Origin of the sequence: Marinomonas sp. IMCC 4694 (assembly GCF_008122525.1) — a bacterium.
In the GTDB taxonomy this organism is placed as follows: Bacteria; Pseudomonadota; Gammaproteobacteria; order Pseudomonadales; family Marinomonadaceae; genus Marinomonas.
Genome location: NZ_VSRV01000001.1, coordinates 1,516,362 through 1,534,688, shown reverse-complemented (window position 1 = coordinate 1,534,688; position 18,327 = coordinate 1,516,362). Strand labels below are relative to the sequence as shown.

Sequence of the window (18,327 nt, the reverse complement as noted above, 5' to 3'; positions counted from 1 at the left end):
TTTTTAAGTAATGTTGATAAAAAGCATTGAGCAATATGGGTGTATTTAATCAAAAAGATGAAACTAAAAAATGTTTATTGAATTTATCAAACGTTATTTTACGACCTACGCAGACTCCTTGACAGACGAAAGCCAGGGGCATTTGCAAAAAAGTGCATTACGAGTATTGCTCATATTGACGATGGCGGTTTTTGCTGTGTCGGAAATCCGCTCTGTTTTTTTTCCAACTGAGCGCTCATTTCTTGGCGTCAACACAGCTTACCTTTTCTTACTAGGCGGATTACTGTATTTCAGTCGACAGTACACTAGGCTCGTATCCATTGTGTTTATTGTTACCTTGATCATAACCAGCTTAGTGCTACTCACGTTTAGCGGGGAACATGATGCCCAAAAATACGCTCTTGTTTCTTTGTATATTTTGCCCTTGATCATACGGTTATTGTTTAATGTGAAAGCCGCATTGATCGCTATGGTGTTTAATGTGTATCCCTTTTTGTTAACCGCATCGGATAATTTTGATGCGACACAAACGGGCCTATCGTCTGCCTTTTACTTCCAACTATTAACCTTTATTACGTTAAGTATCAGCCTACCGCTTGCTGTCTCCAGAATCATTCAAACGCTGGAAAATAATGCGTCCAACATGAAACGGCTTAACAAAACACTCAATGCTACCGCCATCATGTGTGAAGACTTTTTTGAAAAGTCAGGTACGTCAACCTTACTCTGTGACCAACGAGGCAAAATAGTAAAGGCCAACCAATTGGCTCGTGAACTACTTTCTGAATCGCGAAACCAGACTTTCTCCGATACAAGCATCTCGGATTGGCTAACGCCGGTTACCGTGCATCAAAAAAATCATCGTATTACTTTTTTTTGGCAATCCAATATTGCCCAGTGCACCTTAAAACAAAACCCTCAGGTTTACATCGAGGTCCGTCGCGCATCAGTAACACGACATGACGTTTATGTTTTGCATTTACAAAATACCAGCCAACTTCACGCCATGCAGCAAGAGCTCGAAACCACCCAGCAAACCAACAGCCGTCTTGCTCATTTTGATTTATTAACCTTGCTGCCCAATCATCGGCACTTTTGTCGCCAGGTTAATATAGGCATCAACGAACAAGACAAGCATCTGACGGGAGCGATGTTTATTGTGCGAATCTGTCAATTTAAGCTACTCAATAAGCAGTATGGTAGGGACAGAGCCAACAGAATTATTCTCAGTTTTTCAAAGACATTACAAAAAAAGTTATCCAAAGAAGCGGTCATCGGCCGTCTACGTGGCGTTAAATTCGCCTGTTTTATTCCTCTAGGACAAACCTATTTAATACAAAAAAACCTTTCCGCATTGATTCACTCTATCTTACCCAGCCAAATTACAATGGATGGTCGTCGACTTAATATGGACTATCAAGTTGGTATTGCTTACTACCATACCGATGGCGGAACCGCTGAAGAATTACTAGAGCACTGTGAAATGGCATTGGAATATTCAACCAGTAACGGGCGTTGTTCTTACTATAATCATGACCTTGAAAACAAGTTAGTGGAAGAACATAGATTGGGGTTAAAGCTGTGTGACGCGATCAAAAAGAAAGAAATACGTATTTGGTTGCAACCTCAAGTAACCCCAAATGGACAGATACGCTCATTTGAAGCACTCGCACGATGGCAAACTGACGGCAAATATGTGTCTCCTATTGTCTTTATCAGAATTGCCGAAGAGTTGGGGTTATTGCCACTGCTGGCTGAAAATCTTATAAAAGAACTCGTGGTTACCCTGACACAATGGCACAAGGAGCACATACGCACGCCCATCGCGTTTAACTTAGCCGGTCAAGAATTAATGAACGACGCTTTCTTTGCTTTGTTAATGTCATTGGCCGCAGACAACTCATGGCTAAGCAGTATGCTTGAATTAGAAATCACTGAAACCAGCTCGGTCATGACACACCCACTTATTCATAAGCGACTGCGAAGCTTGTCACAATATGGCTACAAGATTGCTATAGACGATTTTGGTACAGGGCAGGCATCGCTGGGGCAATTGGTTGATATTCCGGCCAATATTTTAAAAATTGATCGTCGTTTTGTCTCGCCGTTACCCCAAGACCAAAGACACATAGACATTGTTAAATCCACCATACAATTGGCTGAGTCACTTAATATGCAAGTCATAGCAGAGGGCATTGAAACACAAGAACAAGCTAACCTTCTCGTCGCGCTTGGTTGTCACACCTTACAAGGCTACTACTTTGGAAAGCCGTCTCCCTTGTTAGACTGGACAGAGCAAAACAACGCCAAAGCCAAAGAACTGCGTATGGTGTACTAAGCACATACCCCTAAGCAAAGCTCAGCTCTCCTGTTTCATCTTATGTAATGATACGCTGTATTGCCTTGTCATAAGGCAGCCACAAAGCAGCAGCAAAGCAGCAGCAAAACAAAAAAAACCAGAGTTCAAAAAAGAACCCTGGTTTTACTTTGCTCTTAAGACACGCTCCGCGCGATTAGAACGCCATGTTCATCGCAACAGAAATGGTATTGGCTGAAGAGCTGTAATCGGCTTGCAATTTACCACGCGCCGCATCTTCTGTTAAACCAGTACGATTCACTGATACGTCTTCAATCATCACGTGTGTGAAGGCAAAAGTGGCGGAGGTCATGTCATTAAAGTCGTACGTGCCACCCACAGAGATCCATTTACGATCGCCGTCTGGCGTTCGAGCTGAACGATACTCGTCTGTCACCGGTGAATTATCCATTGCAATACCAGAACGAAGCGTCAACTTGTCAGAATAGGCAAACGTCAAACCTGCGGCATACATCCACTGGTCTTCAAAGCCGAAGGTCAGAACAGAATTAGACTGGCCGCTATCGAAATCAATGTTTAGTCCATCAAGGGCGCTCCATCCCGTTTTTATTGCGGTTAAACCAAAAGTAAGATCCTTCGTCACTTCTTGCTCAAGACTCACAGTTAAAACGGAAGGCAATGTAATGGAATCACTTAAGGTAGTGTCAACTAAGTTTGCCATTCCTCTGGCGGTCAAAACTGCATTTAAATCAGCAACATCAGTGTATTTAACGTCACCTTCAAAATCTAAGTCCACTTCACTGCGATAACCCAACCCAAGGCGAGTGCCTTTTTTGGGCTCTAACGCCACACCAAAGCTGTAGCCATAACCAGTATCATCCGCTTGAATCCGGCCATCGCCTTCTCTTCCGACAAAACCTACCGCAGAGCCAAGAACAACCTCAGCTTTATGAAGTTGGACACTGGCACCCACTGAGGCCCAGTCATTTAAACGATGAGCAAGGGCAAAGCTTAAGGCAATATCTTGAAGAGATGTTTCTGTGGCATGGAATCGACCTGCCCATTCATCTCCATAATTACCCGATAACCCAAAAGGTACGTTCAAAGACAAACCCGCAATCGTTTTATCTGACAAAGGTTTTGCAATATACAATGACGGCACTAAAGTATTATCAACAGAATCATTGTTGCTCGTAGAACCTGATATGGATGTGCCGCCCGCAATAGCTGAATTGTTGGCCGCGATATTACTCACCTCCATGCTGGGCATAACGTACGCGCCAGAAGCATAGACGGTGGTTTTATTGGCATTGGTGAACAACGCAGGGTTCCAGAAACTGCCTGAAATGTCTTCATTCGTGGCCGCAACACCAGCCAGTGCTTTGCCCGATGCTGTTGCACTGTGGTCATTGAGCGCAAAACCTGCTGAGTAAGCGGAGGACGCCGCAGCGACGGACATCGCAACAAGGCTGGCCTTAAAAAATGTTTTGGAAGAAGTCGTCATAAATAAGCTCCATTGTTATTTTTATTGGAAATTTTGTTTGCATCGTGAAAACACTTATACGCTTCATGTATAGAAGCACATGTCTTGATATTACCAGCAAGTATTTCTTAAGCAACACAATATTCAGAGAAAAATGTAAAATATTGATACGGCTGGTATAGCAACAAAACCCCAAAATTGGTCCGGAGTCGCCTTTTTTCAAAAAAGACGCATTACGGTACCTTTCGTTTTTTACATACAGTTAAACAAGTGTTATTTACGTTCTTTTAACGCGCCTGCCGAAAAGGTCACAAATTCTTCGGCACTGGTTGGGTGCACGCCGACGGTCTCATCAAAGTGGGCTTTCGTTGCACCCGCTTTGATCGCAATCCCCAAGCCTTGGATGATTTCGCCAGAATACTCTCCCACCATGTGCGCACCAATGACTTTGTCATCGACGTTGCTAACCAAAAGCTTCATCAAAGAACGCGCTGTACCACCACTCAAAGTGTGCTTCATGGGACGAAAATCGGTTTGATATACGCGGAAGTCCAAACCACGAGATTCCGCTTCTTGCTCTGATAAACCGACGGTACCGATCGCAGGCTGACTAAATACCGCGGTTGGAATGTTATCGTAATCAAAGTCGACTTCCTTACCATCAAACCAATAAGCAATCAGCGCCATAGCCTCTTTAATGGCAACAGGTGTTAACTGAATGTTGTCTGTCACATCACCCAACGCGAACACGCTGCTCGCTGACGTTGTGAAGTTTTTATCTATCATCACAGCACCATTTTTACCCGTTTCAACACCGGCTTTTTCCAGTGCCAAAGACCCTACATTCGGCACACGACCGGTGGCGTAGAGAATCAAACCGAATTCTTCAGAATGACCGCCTTTAAAATGCACGATTCGAGCACCGTTTTTGTCGTCTGCATTGACCAGTTCGATACGCTCCACGTCCGTATTTAGACGAAGATCAATGCCTGATTTTTTGTACTCTTCACTCGCAAAATCACGCACATCTTGATCAAATCCACGCAGCAATTGCTCGCCACGGTAAGCCAGTGTGGTGTCAACGCCCAGACCATTTAAAATCCCAGCAAACTCAACGGCAATATAACCACCACCAACAACCAATGCTTTTTTCGGTAAGGACGCTAAATAAAACATCTCATTCGAGCTGACAACCAACTCACTGCCCGTGAATTGCGGAATAAACGGCTTCGCGCCCACCGCGATCAAAATACGTTCTGCGGTATAAGTGTTACCGTCTATCAGTACAGTATGTGCATCCACAAAGCTTGCAAAACCTGAAATCACTTCTACGCCGGCGTTGCCAAGCATGTTGCCGTAAATACCGTTTAAACGTTCAATCTCTTTGGTTTTATTGTCTCGCAATACAGACCAATTAAAATCAACGCCTTTGTGCGTCCAACCAAACCCCGCCGCCTCTTCAAAGCCATGACTGTATTCAGACGCATACACAAACAATTTTTTAGGTACACAGCCAATATTCACGCACGTACCGCCAAGTGCACTGCCCTCTGCTACCGCGACTTTATAACCTTTAGATGCAGCAACACGACTGGCTCTTACACCACCAGAACCGGCTCCAATTACAAATAAATCATATTGATACGTCATGTTAACTCTCCGATTGTAAGACATTAATTCTTTCTCTCAGTGTAACAGGGCTTTCTCAGGAAGTTAAAAAGAATACCGCTATCGACTTAATCAAAAAATTCATCTTACTTCGTTAAGCTCTTTATGGAACGAAAACAACTAGGTATGATTACTGGATTTTATAATGGGATCAATACAATGAAATTTGTCTCTTTTAATATCAATGGCTTGCGTGCTCGTCCACACCAAATACACGCACTCGTTGAAAAGCATACGCCGGATGTCATTGGCTTACAGGAAATCAAAGTACACGACGACGCCTTCCCTCATGAGATTCCGCAATCCGTTGGTTATCATGCCTATTATTATGGACAGAAATCTCACTACGGCGTGGCGATTTTGAGTAAACAGGAAGCCATCCAAGTTGAATACGGCTTCCCTGGGGATGATGAAGATGCGCAACGCCGCATGATCATTGCCACTTTTGACACACCGCAGGGACCGGTAAAAGTACTCAATGGTTACTTTCCCCAAGGAGAAAGCCGGGACCACGAAACCAAGTTCCCAGCTAAACGCAAATTCTACGCAGATTTAATGGACTATTTAGCGTCTCACTCTCCTGACGATAAAATCATCGTCATGGGCGATATTAATATTTCACCGACGGATTTAGACATCGGCATCGGTGCTCCAAACGCCAAACGCTGGTTACGAACGGGGAAGTGCAGCTTTTTACCAGAAGAAAGAGAGTGGTTTAACACGCTTTGTGATTGGGGTTTGACGGATACTTATCGCAGGCTTAACCCTGAAAAAAACGATCGTTTTAGCTGGTTCGACTATCGTTCAAAAGGCTTTGATGACACCCCAAAGCGTGGTTTGAGAATCGATGTCATCCTGTCATCAAACGGTCTAACCCCCTCCCTAGAAAACGCCGATGTTGACTACGATATGAGAGCGTTGGAAAAGCCGTCAGACCACGCCCCCATTTGGGCCAGTTTTTCGCTCAGTTAACGCCACAGGTTTTAACCCGATATTGTTTGCAGAACCAACACAACGCTATAATACGGCTATTCATTACACGGCCTAATGTGTTGTATTAGTATTACCCTAATTATCCACAGATAATGTGTATAATATTTGCCTTTAATGATTGCGAACATTACACACTGAACACACGAGAAAAAAGAATGAACAATGACACACTGACGATGGAAGACATGCTGAAGCAGTCATCACAAGCGGCGACTTTTTTAAAAGCCCTTAGCAACGAAAATAGACTGATGATTTTATGCCATCTATTAGACAAAGAGATGTCTGTCACCGCTTTGAATGAAAAGCTTCCCCTAAGCCAATCCGCTCTTTCTCAGCACCTTGCCGTGTTACGAAAAGACGGGCTGGTTAGCACTCGTCGAGAATCACAAACTATTTATTATCGTTTGGGCGACGACCGAGTAAAAACTCTGATTCATACGATGCATGACTTATTTTGCCCGTCATTGTAATGGTTTAACGTCTCGACCCTGTGACCCGGCTCTGTGATTTACCGTTAATATGGATCTCGGTATCGTAAAAAAGTCGCAAACCTTGGAATGCCTTTTTCGGTAAATCCGTGGTATTTGTATGTTACGATTTCCCCTATGTCTGGCGGATTTTGTCTTTGTAAATCGGTAAAGCCACTGCCGATTTTAAAACGAATTCCAGACGGCATTTCTACTAACACAGACCCCATCATTCCCTCGTATTTACCCGCTCCATTAAATATCTCTCGTACGGTGGCCTCTGCATCCATATGCGGCTTCAGCTTTAATAAATTATCAGTGCGACCCGATTCAAAAAGGGCTTGTTTGCGATGCAACATTAAACCTTCTGACCCTTCACTCACATAACGCGCCAACAACGCGGCTAATTTAGCGTTATCATTCATCGAAAACTGCGTTACTGGCATCACGTGAGGCTGCTTTAACTCCGTCACAATACGAGAGTAACGCACGTACCGCTGCGCGAAAGTCATGCGTTTTTCCTGATCGGGCGCATCAAACACCATGTAGTGAATGTGTCGCCATTCATGATCGACTGGCTGATGTTTTCGCACGGTCGAAACGATAAACTCGAAATCATTACGCTTTGACCACAACTCCCCATCCAGCCAAACCGAGGGTAAAGGGTCCGTAAACCAAGCAGGCGCTTGAATCGGATTTCCTTGGCGGGTCATCAGTACGTTACCGGTCCAGATCGCACGAACACCATCGTATTTTTCACTGATATAGTAATCCGACAGCTGTACACCATCCGAATAAAGCGAGGCGAGCTGCACGTCCGGTTTAATTTGCCCTTCTGGAGTAGGATCCCCTTCTGACTGGGACTGGGATTGAACTTGTGATAGTACTTGGGATTGAGAAAAAACCACCGTTGAGATGAATGCACACACGGCGAAATGATACGACTTGATAAACATAGTCTGCTCCTTGACAGTAAAACACCCTTCCTAGGTGTTTGATGAAATTAAACGATTTTCATCGATGAGGCAAATTCCATCGAAAAAAAAGCCCATATTCAGATAAATATGGGCTTTTGTATGGTCAGATTTGAAAAAATCGCTTCAAGCTGTCTAAAGTGTTATTTGCTTAACTGCACAATCAACTTGTTCATGCGGCTTACAAAGGTCGCTGGATCTTCAAGCTGCCCACCTTCAGACAAAGTGGCTTGCTCAAACAGCAACCACGCCATGTCAGCAAAACGCTCTTCGTCAGACTCTTCGTTCATTTTTGCCACAATAGGGTGGTCTGGATTCACTTCCAACGTCGGCTTAGACTCTGGCAACTGCTGTCCCGCTTGCTCAAGCAGGCGACGCATTTGCAAGCCCATGTCGTACTCACCCACCACCAAACAAGCTGGTGAATTTGTCAAACGGTCCGTTGAATTGACCCCAGCGACTTTTGTGTCTAATACGGCTTTCATACGATCAAGCAGTGGCTTAATTTGCTCCGCTTTTTCTTCTTTCTCTTTTTTCTCTTCTTCGTTTTCTGAATCAGCGAGGTCTAATTTACCTTTCGTCACATCTTGGAATGATTTGCCTTCAAACTCTTGCAGTGAGGACATCATCCATTCGTCGATACGATCGCTCAATAACAACACTTCAACGCCTTTCTTACGAAGAATCTCTAAATGCGGGCTGTTTTTTGCCGTATTGTGACTTTCAGCATAGATATAATAAATCTTATCTTGCCCTTCACTCATACGCTCAATGTATTGAGCCAAAGACACCGTTTGCTCTGATGCATCGTTGTGAGACGAACTAAAACGCAGCAAAGCAGCAATTTTATCTTTATTACCCATGTCATCAGCCGGGCCTTCTTTGATGACATTACCGAACTCGTCCCAGAATTTTTGATAATCTTCTGGTTCGTTTTTCGCCATCTTAGCCAACATATCCAATACACGTTTCGTCAATGCTGAGCGCATAGAGTCAACCGCATGGTCATTCTGCAAAATCTCACGAGATACGTTCAAAGACAAGTCATTTGAATCTACTACACCCTTCACAAAACGCATGTAAGGCGGTAAGAAGGCTTCTGCTTCGTCCATAATAAACACACGCTGAACGTACAACTTCAGGCCACGCTGCATGTCGCGGTTCCAAAGGTCATAAGGCGCTTTAGACGGAATGTACAGTAAGCTTGAATATTCTAGCTTGCCTTCTACCTTGTTATGCGACCATTTTAGTGGCTCTTGGTAATCATGAGAAATGTGTTTATAAAACTCTTGGTATTCTTCATCTGTCACGTCGTTGCGTGGACGAGTCCATAGCGCTTTTGCGGAGTTTACCGCTTCAAACTCCGCCGCTTTGTTTGCGTCGACTGGCTTAGGATTACCCTCTTCATCCATTTCTGGATACACGACTTTTTCCATTTCGACAGGGATAGAAATGTGGTCTGAGTATTTAGTGACCAAAGAACGCAAGCGATGACTGTCGGCAAAATCTTTTTCACCGGCTTTAAGGTGCAAAGTAATCCGTGTACCGCGTGTTGCTTTGTCGATGTTTTCAATCGTGAATTCGCCAGAACCATCCGATTCCCAACTAACCGCTTCGCCGTCAGATGCACCAGCGCGACGAGTTTCAACCGTTACCTTATCTGCCACAATAAACGCGGAGTAAAAGCCCACACCAAATTGACCAATCAATTGGCTGTCTTTTTTCTGATCGCCGCTTAATTGCTCAAGGAAAGAAGATGTGCCAGATTTAGCAATGGTGCCTAGGTTAGTAATGGCTTCTTCGCGCGACATGCCCACGCCGTTATCATCGATCACAACGGTATTGGTGTCTTTGTCAAATTCGATACGAACGCGTAAGTTAGGGTCTTCGGCGAGAAGGTCTGCGTTAGCGACAGACTCAAAGCGAAGCTTATCGACCGCATCAGATGCGTTTGAGATCAGCTCTCTTAGAAAAATTTCTTTGTTGGAATACAAAGAATGGATCATCAAATGAAGTAGTTGTTTGACTTCTGTTTGAAATCCTAACGTTTCTTTTTGAGTATCAGTTGCCATGTTTTAGCGTGCTCCTATTTGAATGAACCTTCGGTTTATCATCACACCAAAGGCATATTACGTTTCACTTGTGCTACATAAGTAAAGCCTCTTCATTGAATTTCAAGAGGCGACAAGGTGAAAATCAAAAGAAACACGCAAAAAGATAAAGGAATAAGCAAGTTAGGTATTTTTACGCACCAGCGTAAGACCGTCTCCAATGGGAATGAGCGACAGCTCAACGTCGGTATCTTGATGAATGGTGGCATTGAGTTGACGCACTATTTGAGTGTCTTTGTCGGTAAAAGCCTCATCCGCGACATTTCCCCACCAAAGGGTATTGTCGATTAATAGACAGCCACCAGGGCGAAGTAATTGCTTGGCCACATCATAATACGCCAACAAATTTTGCTTATCCGCATCGATAAAAATAAAGTCAAACGTCTCTTTCTGATCCACTAAAAAAGACGTCATCACAGGCAAGGCTTTATCACAGTACGTGGTTACCCGGTCCATCACATTCGCTTGTTCAAGATACCGAGTAGCAATGTCTAACCACATTTGCTTTTTTTCAATTGCAATAAAATGCGCATCCTTAGACATCGCCATGGCCATTGACAAGGTGCTATACCCCGTAAACACGCCTATTTCGAGTAACTTTTTAGGGGCTTGCAATTTAACGAGTAACGCCAACAACTGACCCACTTCAGGAGACAATTGCATGCGCGCCATATGATATTGCGCCGTTTCAAGTCGCAGCGCTTTTAACAGCGCGCTCTCACGAACGGATACATCAAGCAAATAGTGATAAAGCCTATCGTCGACTTTAATGGTACGATTAACCGGCGCTTCGTCGTCAGCAACGGCTCTAGGGAAATTAGGAAGCATGAGATTTCATCACCAATCCGCGACTCAATGTTTTAAAGGTTTTCGAACGGAACTCACGACGATACAAGACAGCCACCACCATAATACTCGCCGCCATACAAAAATACGGACCTAAAAACCAGCCACAAAATGCCATCGCAAAATAATACGCGCGTAATCCATAATTAAACTGATTCGCAGCCAAACTACAGATCTGTGCCATGTGTGTAGCGTAAAGCTCACGTTCGCTGTCTTCAATGCCCCGCTCCGTCGCCAGAGGCGCGCTGCCCACCAAGACAGAGCAAAAATTGTACTGGCGCACCGACCATGTAAAAGTAAAAAAAGCGTAGGCAAAAATCACGACCAACACGATAATTTTTAACTCCCACTCTTGCTGACTCATCGGAGAAAGAAGATAAAAATCCGACAAAATACCCAAGGCCTTTTCAGAATAATTAAACGCTGTAAACAAGCCCGCAATGATCAGCAAACTGCTCGACGCAAAAAATAAGCTGCTGCGCTCTAAATTGGCCATCACAGAGGCATCGGCAATGCGGTTATCGCGTCTTAATAATCGCGACATCCACGCCAAACGAAATTGGTGGAGCACACTGACCAAGCAGGAGCGACGCTTAGAATTGTATTGAGCGTAAAACGCGTATCCCCACCAGCTCGCAAAAAATACCAAAAGAGTGGTTAAATCAAGGACATTTAACAGGACGAAAACGGAATGGCTTTCCATAATTTAACTCGACTTGAGCGGTCTATTTAGAAGCCATAATTAAATCATTTTTTACACCACAAGTCCCCGACGACAAAGACAAAATACAAAAGACATAAATGAAAAAAGATGAAAAAAGATGAAAAAAGATGAAAAAAAATAAAGCGAAAGCCCCTTTAAAAATACTTGCATCAGAACTAAAAACCCGTATGATCCACCGAAGTAAAAACGACATGCGGATGTGGTGGAATTGGTAGACACGCTGGATTTAGGTTCCAGTGCTTCACGGCGTGAGAGTTCGAGTCTCTCCATCCGCACCATTTTAAAGCGTTTTACTGACGCTCAACGCTCAGCTTTATAACTCCTCTCACTTTCTAGCATTATGATCCGTATTGAACGGGTAATCACAATCGTCACCTGATGCAACGTTGAACAATGCCATAATGATGACCGCTGTCGTGATACCCCCAATGAGTTAACACTCGCGTTGGCCGTGTCGATGGCACCCGCTACATAACCTGGAAATGGACGAGACCACTCACTCCCAATACCGATTAAACCATGCTGCCAAACTTCTCCTTTCACAAAGGAAGCCGCTAAAGCCGAAGGTCTTGACGGGTCTCAGCTGGGAATACTTATGCCGCCCATAGAGCCAAACGATTTGTATTTACTGGTGTCAAAATCCCTTCCAGATGCAGAAAAACGGCGAGATGCGTTTAACAAAGGTTTGATTGAGATCCAGATCTCGGGCCGTTATAACGAAATCCATGCATAATTCAACCAACTGTAATTCAAAACACGGATCGGGCGAGGTTCGTCGTATTAAGACGTTTCATCTAAACCCGATCTAATCCCTTGAAAACATAATATGATCACCAGACACAGAACGGAACCTTTCCATTATCGAGCACCAACACCCGACTAGGCTAAACGCCACCCTGAGCGATGTTTAACTTGGTATCTACCAGGTCTGTGCTCACAAAAAAACGCCTAATGAATAACCCATTAGGCGTTTATCGTCACGAATACTCATCATCGCGCTGCGCTGTTATTTTTCGCTGTTTATGTCCTTAACGTATCGACGGAACGCCGCTAATGCGCCTTTTGCGTCCACATCTCGGTCCGCAACAGACTCCACCCAGAGCTGATCGATGCCTTCAGAGAGGGCATTTAAGTCTTTCACACGCTGATCATTTTCCGACAAGAAAACCACATTTACGCCTTTCTCCTTGGCTTCTAAAATACCGTTTTCATCCGATTTACCCCAAGCGGCACCCGCTAATCTTGAGAGTTTTTCACCGGACACACTCATGATGGCCGCTTGATCTTTTTTACTCAGCTCTTCAAACGCATCGGTGTTCATTACCACGCTGAATGCGGTAGTGTATAAGCCTTTTGGAAACAAAGTGAGGTCGGTACTTAATTCTCTTAAACGAAAGAACTTTTGTTCCTGTGCGGGCAAAAAGGTTCCATCAACCACCCCTTGCTGCATCATTTCGTAGGACTTTGGTGCGGGAGCAGACACGGGAGTGACGTCTAAACGCTCTGCAAGAACGCTGAGCAAACCACCGCCAAGGCGCATTTTTTTGCCTTTCAAATCCGCTAATGAGTTGACAGGGAAGGTAGTATGCAGCTGTCCGGGACCATGAACAAACAAGGCTAAAAGCTGCAAGCCATCGTATTCGTGAGCAGGTTCGAAATAATCCTTGTACGTTCGCCATAGGGCAACAGAACCGGTTTCCGCGTCGGTAATCTCACCTGGAATCTCAGCCACACCAGGTAAAGAAAAACGTCCCGGAATATACGCATTCACCGAAAAACCGATGTCGTATACACCGTCCTCAACTGCATCGAATATCGTTTTAGGGTGACCTGTGTAGTTCTCAATAACAATTTCTACTCGTCCCTCGGTTGCTTCTTCTACCCATTTTTTCCACGTTGGCCAAACGGTCTCATTTTGTGGGTTGGTCGGCGGCAACCAAGTAGCAACACGAAAGGTCACATCCGCTGCAAAGGCTGGAAAAGACACGGCGGCGCCCACAGCCAAGCAAAGTAAACTCTTATTAAAATTCATCATTTTGAGACCTTTGCACGAATAATCCCCTTCGATCCTATGAGATAATAACCAAAAGCAAAGAAGAGCAATCAAAAAATGGCGTGGAAAGAGTTAAAACAACAGAGCTTTGCCGATGCGCTGCAAGCATCGAATCGGTTTATTGAAGAATTTGACGAGATTCATGACTTGTTGAATTGGTCCTGCATTGAGCGATTATTCTGTGACATTCACAACCGTACAAAAGGTGAACGCGCTTGGCCTCCGTTGATGATGTTTAAAGCTTTGTTATTGCAATCATGGCACAACCTAAGTGACCCAGCGCTGGAAAAAGCACTGGCTCGCGACTTATTATTTCGCCGGTTTGTCGGTGTCGGCCTAGATCAAGGCGTTCCCGACCACAGTACAATTTGGCGTTTCCGTAATCTGCTAGAGAAAAACGGATTACTAGACGCAGCGATGACCGAGATCAATGCCCAGTTAGCCGAACAAAGTCTGATCATCAAACAAGGTGAGATAAGCATCATAGATGCCAGCGTGATAGAAGCGAAGAATGCTCGTCCTCGTAAGAATGCTGAGGGTAAAAACACGCAAGACCCAGAAGCAGGCTATAGCGTTAAGCAAAGCAGCGATGGAAAACGTAAAACCACCTATGGTTTTAAGGCCCATACAAATGTGGATGAGGATGGTTTTGTCAAAGAAGTCATGCTCACGGCAGGCAATGTTCACGATTCGATTCCATTTGAATCGATACTCACTGGTCATGAGCGGGAAGTGTATGCAGACAGTGCGTACAAAAGTGCCCAGCACAGCAGGTTATTGAAGCAAAAAAAGGTCAAAGAATGCATTATCCATCGAGCTTATCGTAATAGACCTCTTAACGAGGATCAAGAAAAGCAAAACCGTTATTTTTCCAGTATTCGTTCCCGTGTAGAGCATGTCTTTGGGATAATGAAATTGCACTATGGGTTAGGTAAAGCGCGTTATCTAGGACGGGCTCGCAATCAGGCTAGGGTGAGTTTAATTTGTATGGCTTACAACCTAAAACGGGCGTTTCGTATCCAACGAGAATGCTGAGATAGCAAGTAAAGTCCGTCCAAGTGGACTATGTGGGCATTTTTATGAGTTAAAGAGCACTGATTTTTAACGATGTTGACCGTTTTCTATAAAGACGTTGATTGAATTTTTTATAAAAGACCTTTGGCAAGCAATATGGCTAGATCGACTGCTCATGCAAAGGTCTCATTTTATTATTCCTATTTTATATGATTTATTTTGCCGATAGGGTCTTGTTAATAAAACCCTATCGGTGCTCTCTAACAACACTTATCGATACAATAACTCAGGTAAAAACATCGACACTTGAAACACAAAAACAATGATCAACAGTCGAATGATATCCACGCACCAAAAAGGGGTTACGCCTTTAAAGATTGTTGCGGCTTTTACATTTTTTAATACCGCACTGAGAACAAACACGTTCATTCCTACCGGCGGTGTAATTAAGCTGATTTCGGTCACCACTACCACAACAATACCAAACCACACCAGATCAAACCCAAGGCTGGCCACCAACGGATAAAACACAGGCACCGTCAGCAACAGCATAGACAAGCTTTCAAACACCATACCCAGCACGATATAAATGCCTAAAATCACCAGAATCACCACCATCGGCGATACGTCCAGCGCCGTCACAAAATTGAGTAAGGCGTCCGGTAAGCCAGCACGATTAATAAAGTCAGAAAACACCAAGGCACCAATCACCACGCTGAACAACATAGCCGAGGTTCTCACCGTGTCGATCAAGGTTTCGTATACCGCAACCAAGTTCAAACTACGACGTGCAAAACCGATTAACAGTGCGCCGCCAGCACCTATCCCAGCGGCTTCTGTCGGTGTGAACACACCCAAGTAGATGCCGCCCATCACAATCGTGAACAGCAGCAAAACGCCCCAAATGCCTTTTAGCGCGACCATGCGTTCTTTGAACGTCATGCGCTCACCCGCCGGCCCAGCTGAAGGGTCGCGCCAGACCACATAACGCACCGCGACCATGTACAGAACAATGCCCAACATGCCTGGAATAAAGCCTGCAGCGAACAATTCGCGGATACTGGATTCCGTCAATAAACCATAAATTACCAAGATCACGCTGGGTGGAATCAAAATCCCCAGAGTGCCCCCTGCAGCGATCGAAGCCGTTGCCAATCCATCGGAGTAACCAAACTTTTTCATGGGCGGCATGGCGACTTTCGCCATGGTGGCTGATGTCGCTAAACTGGAGCCACAAATGGCCGAAAATCCCCCACATGCTAATACTGTCGACATTGCCAAACCGCCTTTACGGTGACCCAGAAACGCATACGATGCGTTGTACAGCTCTTGCGACAGCCCAGAGCGCGTCACTACATTGCCCATTAAAATGAACAAAGGCACAACCGATAAGCTGTATTCTTGTACCGTCTCAATCACACGATTCGATGCCAACGTTAGGGAGCTCGTCCAGCGAAATGAAAAGACGTTATCGAACCCCAAGCCTTGCAAAATGGCAAAACCAAAAAATCCCACCACGCCCATGGCAAACGCAATCGGCATACGCAACACCAGGATCAACACCAAAAGAACAACAAAACCAATAAAGACTACCGACACGCTATTCTCCTACCGATTGTGAAACGTCATTTTTGTTTGTTAACACCCGATAAGCGCCATAAGTAAGCATACAAGCCGCAGTTAACCAGCTCATTACAGCAATGTATTGGGCAATATAACCGGCAGGCAGTTCGAGATACTCGGTCAACTCGCCACGTCGAATAGACCGTTCAGCGAGTTGAAAAATACGCAACGCTAAGAAGTAAAACGAGGTAGACACAATGAACACAGAGAAAATACCAAGCACTTTAATGACGCGTTTACCCAATACCGCATCCAAAAGATCCACAACCACATGACTGCCGCGCCATGTCATCACTGGCATTTGCGCAAACACCATGATGGCCAATCCAAGCTGGGTCATTTCGACCGCACCATCAATTGAATTATTAAAAAAATACCGTCCAACCACATCACCACAAGTAAGCAACACTATAAATAGCAACACTATGGCTGAAACGCCTTCCAGCACCACACCGATCCATCGATACAGGTTCGGTTCTGGGTAATGTTTCTTTATCCATTCATTCATTTGCATGAAAACCCCCATGGGAGACTTTATTATTATTGTCATTATTTCTCATGTTAACAAAACATGTAACTCACTATAACTGTTTATAAACAAAATTATATACAGTTTCATCATTATATTTGTTACAGAACTTCAAATATTTGTAACTCAACCAAATCTGGCCGGCGAATCCCGGTTCCGATAAACACCCTTTCCGTTATCCATTGCAGATTCGGAGCGCTGGTTTCAAACACGGGTGTACAACGAAAATAAATGCACTCAGGGTCAACTGGAATGCCCTGCTTCAGCTTATTTGTGACGTCGGCAGTCGCCACACGCAAGGCTTTATTGTGAATGTAAATACGCTCGCCCTCGTCCAGTTCAATCACATAATGAGCATCAAGATGAGCCATACGCGGGGTCAGGATCAGCTGATAATCCGCCCCTCCAGGTAGTACCTTACCTTGCCAGCCATGCCCTTTGGCGGTTCCACCGGTAATAGGAATCACTCGACGCTCACCATGCAAAGAAACCCCTATTTCTTGAGGGGGGGCCACTTCCACATATAAGGTCACAAAATGTTTTAATTCTGGTGCTTGAATCATGCTTAACTCCTTTGATCTATGGGCAAATTAAAGGCGGCTCTTACCATACGTAAAGGTGCCGTTTTCTTCCGATGCCTGCGGGCCAGGCACCGCGTGACCTGTTTGGGGAGAAACAGGGAAAATCGCGTTGATTTGTCCCGTGCCAGACGCCCCAAAATAAGGGGTTAGCACTTCGACTTCTTGATCGTAGTCCGACCAACCAAGCGCGCCCAGCAACATCGCTGTATCGTGCATGAAGCCTTCTCCATGACCTTTCGCCGCGTACTCTGGCAGCATGTCACAAAAGGTTTTCCACTGAGCATTTTTCCACATTTCCACCACCGAATGATCCAAAGATTCAAGGAATGGACTCCATACTTTATGGGCGAAATCTGGTGCACTGCCATTTTGTGCAAAACGATGCGACAAAGAGCCACTGGCTAAAATCGCTACCGTGCCATCGTAGTGTTTTTCAATCGCTTCGCGCAGCGCCCAGCCAAATCGTGCCGAATCATTCAGATAATGCACCGTCAACAGAGCCGAGACCGAAATCACCTTGAAGTGTAAATCTTGATTCATATAACGCATCGGCACTAAAGTACCGTATTCAGGGGCCAGAGTGGTGTCGTCATGAGCTAAGGTTTCAACGCCTTGCTGGTTACACATTTGGGCGATGATCTTGCCTAATTGAGGATTGCCATGCACTTCATAGGGCATATTCTTAATAAAATGCGGCAGTTCGTTGCTGGTATACGTGCCCTTAAAATGCGGGGCACAATTGATATGATAATTCGCGTTCACTAGCCAATGGGTGTCGAATACCACTATGGTGTCTACGTTTAATGCTTTGCAACGACGGGCAATCTCATAATGACCGTCAATGGCCGACTGACGCGACCCTTTGCGAGGGCCATCCAATTCAGAAAGGTACATAGAAGGCACATGTGTGATTTTTGCGGCCAACGCTAACTTACCCATAGGTA

At 44.8% G+C, this 18,327-nt stretch carries 16 protein-coding genes and 1 tRNA gene; 5 read left to right on the top strand and 12 right to left on the bottom strand.

Features of this window, described 5'->3' with window-relative positions; all coding sequences use genetic code 11:
* The first annotated feature begins 70 nt into the window (after positions 1–70).
* Positions 71–2,338, top strand: a complete 2,268-nt coding sequence (locus FXV75_RS07005; RefSeq protein WP_148831867.1) for a GGDEF domain-containing phosphodiesterase — start codon at positions 71–73, stop codon at positions 2,336–2,338.
* Between the two features lie 175 nt (positions 2,339–2,513).
* On the opposite strand, the gene FXV75_RS07000 is transcribed toward FXV75_RS07005, so the two are convergent.
* Both FXV75_RS07000 and gorA read right to left on the bottom strand, forming a co-directional pair.
* Positions 2,514–3,821 carry an OmpP1/FadL family transporter gene (locus tag FXV75_RS07000; RefSeq protein WP_148831865.1) on the bottom strand — a complete coding sequence of 436 codons (1,308 nt, stop codon included), beginning with the start codon at positions 3,819–3,821 and terminating at the stop codon, positions 2,514–2,516.
* 252 nt (positions 3,822–4,073) lie between these two features.
* Positions 4,074–5,450: a glutathione-disulfide reductase gene (gene gorA / locus FXV75_RS06995; RefSeq protein WP_148831862.1), complete on the bottom strand. Its 1,377-nt coding sequence runs from the start codon at positions 5,448–5,450 to the stop codon at positions 4,074–4,076.
* Positions 5,451–5,627: 177 nt separating this feature from the next.
* On the opposite strand from gorA, the gene xthA reads away from it, so the two are divergent.
* Both xthA and FXV75_RS06985 read left to right on the top strand, forming a co-directional pair.
* Positions 5,628–6,440 carry an exodeoxyribonuclease III gene (gene xthA, locus FXV75_RS06990; protein WP_148831859.1) on the top strand — a complete coding sequence of 271 codons (813 nt, stop codon included), beginning with the start codon at positions 5,628–5,630 and terminating at the stop codon, positions 6,438–6,440.
* A 176-nt stretch (positions 6,441–6,616) separates the two neighbouring features.
* Positions 6,617–6,931, top strand: a complete 315-nt coding sequence (locus FXV75_RS06985) for an ArsR/SmtB family transcription factor (RefSeq protein WP_187424860.1) — start codon at positions 6,617–6,619, stop codon at positions 6,929–6,931.
* Between the two features lie 44 nt (positions 6,932–6,975).
* Here FXV75_RS06985 and FXV75_RS06980 read toward each other — a convergent pair whose 3' ends face one another.
* From FXV75_RS06980 to FXV75_RS06965, 4 genes are all read right to left on the bottom strand, one after another.
* Positions 6,976–7,884, bottom strand: coding sequence for a DNA ligase (locus FXV75_RS06980; protein WP_148831856.1), 909 nt, complete (start codon positions 7,882–7,884; stop codon positions 6,976–6,978).
* A 161-nt stretch (positions 7,885–8,045) separates the two neighbouring features.
* Entirely contained in the window at positions 8,046–9,974 is a 1,929-nt protein-coding gene (gene htpG, locus FXV75_RS06975) for a molecular chaperone HtpG (RefSeq protein WP_148831853.1), read from the bottom strand.
* Between the two features lie 162 nt (positions 9,975–10,136).
* Positions 10,137–10,841: an O-methyltransferase gene (locus FXV75_RS06970; RefSeq protein WP_148831852.1), complete on the bottom strand. Its 705-nt coding sequence runs from the start codon at positions 10,839–10,841 to the stop codon at positions 10,137–10,139.
* Positions 10,831–11,562, bottom strand: coding sequence for a DUF599 domain-containing protein (locus FXV75_RS06965; RefSeq protein ID WP_148831850.1), 732 nt, complete (start codon positions 11,560–11,562; stop codon positions 10,831–10,833). The genes FXV75_RS06970 and FXV75_RS06965 overlap by 11 nt, the downstream gene beginning before the upstream one ends.
* A gap of 214 nt (positions 11,563–11,776) precedes the next feature.
* Here FXV75_RS06965 and FXV75_RS06960 point away from each other — a divergent pair.
* Positions 11,777–11,861 (top strand) — tRNA-Leu (locus FXV75_RS06960).
* 22 nt (positions 11,862–11,883) lie between these two features.
* On the opposite strand, the gene FXV75_RS06955 is transcribed toward FXV75_RS06960, so the two are convergent.
* Positions 11,884–12,126 (bottom strand): hypothetical protein, encoded by a 243-nt coding sequence (locus tag FXV75_RS06955; RefSeq protein ID WP_148831848.1) that lies wholly within the window; start codon positions 12,124–12,126, stop codon positions 11,884–11,886.
* A gap of 463 nt (positions 12,127–12,589) precedes the next feature.
* The gene (locus FXV75_RS06945; protein ID WP_148831846.1) at positions 12,590–13,618 is read right to left on the bottom strand and encodes a TRAP transporter substrate-binding protein; all 1,029 of its coding nucleotides are present in this window, start codon (positions 13,616–13,618) and stop codon (positions 12,590–12,592) included.
* 75 nt (positions 13,619–13,693) lie between these two features.
* On the opposite strand from FXV75_RS06945, the gene FXV75_RS06940 reads away from it, so the two are divergent.
* Positions 13,694–14,671, top strand: a complete 978-nt coding sequence (locus FXV75_RS06940; RefSeq protein WP_148830718.1) for an IS5 family transposase — start codon at positions 13,694–13,696, stop codon at positions 14,669–14,671.
* Positions 14,672–14,920: 249 nt separating this feature from the next.
* Here the strand turns inward: FXV75_RS06940 and FXV75_RS06935 are convergent, their stop codons facing one another.
* From FXV75_RS06935 to hpaD, 4 genes are all read right to left on the bottom strand, one after another.
* On the bottom strand, positions 14,921–16,249 hold the full coding sequence (locus FXV75_RS06935; protein WP_148831844.1) for a TRAP transporter large permease: 1,329 nt from the start codon (positions 16,247–16,249) through the stop codon (positions 14,921–14,923).
* A gap of 1 nt (position 16,250) precedes the next feature.
* Entirely contained in the window at positions 16,251–16,787 is a 537-nt protein-coding gene (locus FXV75_RS06930) for a TRAP transporter small permease (protein WP_148831842.1), read from the bottom strand.
* A gap of 116 nt (positions 16,788–16,903) precedes the next feature.
* Positions 16,904–17,365 (bottom strand): DUF3237 domain-containing protein, encoded by a 462-nt coding sequence (locus tag FXV75_RS06925; protein WP_148831840.1) that lies wholly within the window; start codon positions 17,363–17,365, stop codon positions 16,904–16,906.
* 27 nt (positions 17,366–17,392) lie between these two features.
* Positions 17,393–18,322, bottom strand: coding sequence for a 3,4-dihydroxyphenylacetate 2,3-dioxygenase (hpaD, locus tag FXV75_RS06920; protein ID WP_148831838.1), 930 nt, complete (start codon positions 18,320–18,322; stop codon positions 17,393–17,395).
* Positions 18,323–18,327: the final 5 nt, after the last annotated feature.

Excerpts from the sequence above, each read along its gene's own strand:
- FXV75_RS06980 (WP_148831856.1), bottom strand. The coding sequence starts at position 7,884 with ATGTTTATCAAGTCGTATCATTTCGCCGTGTGTGCATTCATCTCAACG.
- htpG (WP_148831853.1), bottom strand. The coding sequence starts at position 9,974 with ATGGCAACTGATACTCAAAAAGAAACGTTAGGATTTCAAACAGAAGTC.
- FXV75_RS06985 (WP_187424860.1), top strand. The coding sequence starts at position 6,617 with ATGAACAATGACACACTGACGATGGAAGACATGCTGAAGCAGTCATCA.
- FXV75_RS06940 (WP_148830718.1), top strand. The coding sequence starts at position 13,694 with ATGGCGTGGAAAGAGTTAAAACAACAGAGCTTTGCCGATGCGCTGCAA.
- gorA (WP_148831862.1), bottom strand. The coding sequence starts at position 5,450 with ATGACGTATCAATATGATTTATTTGTAATTGGAGCCGGTTCTGGTGGT.
- FXV75_RS06925 (WP_148831840.1), bottom strand. The coding sequence starts at position 17,365 with ATGATTCAAGCACCAGAATTAAAACATTTTGTGACCTTATATGTGGAA.
- FXV75_RS06965 (WP_148831850.1), bottom strand. The coding sequence starts at position 11,562 with ATGGAAAGCCATTCCGTTTTCGTCCTGTTAAATGTCCTTGATTTAACC.
- FXV75_RS06970 (WP_148831852.1), bottom strand. The coding sequence starts at position 10,841 with ATGCTTCCTAATTTCCCTAGAGCCGTTGCTGACGACGAAGCGCCGGTT.
- FXV75_RS07005 (WP_148831867.1), top strand. The coding sequence starts at position 71 with ATGTTTATTGAATTTATCAAACGTTATTTTACGACCTACGCAGACTCC.
- hpaD (WP_148831838.1), bottom strand. The coding sequence starts at position 18,322 with ATGGGTAAGTTAGCGTTGGCCGCAAAAATCACACATGTGCCTTCTATG.
- FXV75_RS06945 (WP_148831846.1), bottom strand. The coding sequence starts at position 13,618 with ATGATGAATTTTAATAAGAGTTTACTTTGCTTGGCTGTGGGCGCCGCC.
- xthA (WP_148831859.1), top strand. The coding sequence starts at position 5,628 with ATGAAATTTGTCTCTTTTAATATCAATGGCTTGCGTGCTCGTCCACAC.
- FXV75_RS06930 (WP_148831842.1), bottom strand. The coding sequence starts at position 16,787 with ATGCAAATGAATGAATGGATAAAGAAACATTACCCAGAACCGAACCTG.
- FXV75_RS07000 (WP_148831865.1), bottom strand. The coding sequence starts at position 3,821 with ATGACGACTTCTTCCAAAACATTTTTTAAGGCCAGCCTTGTTGCGATG.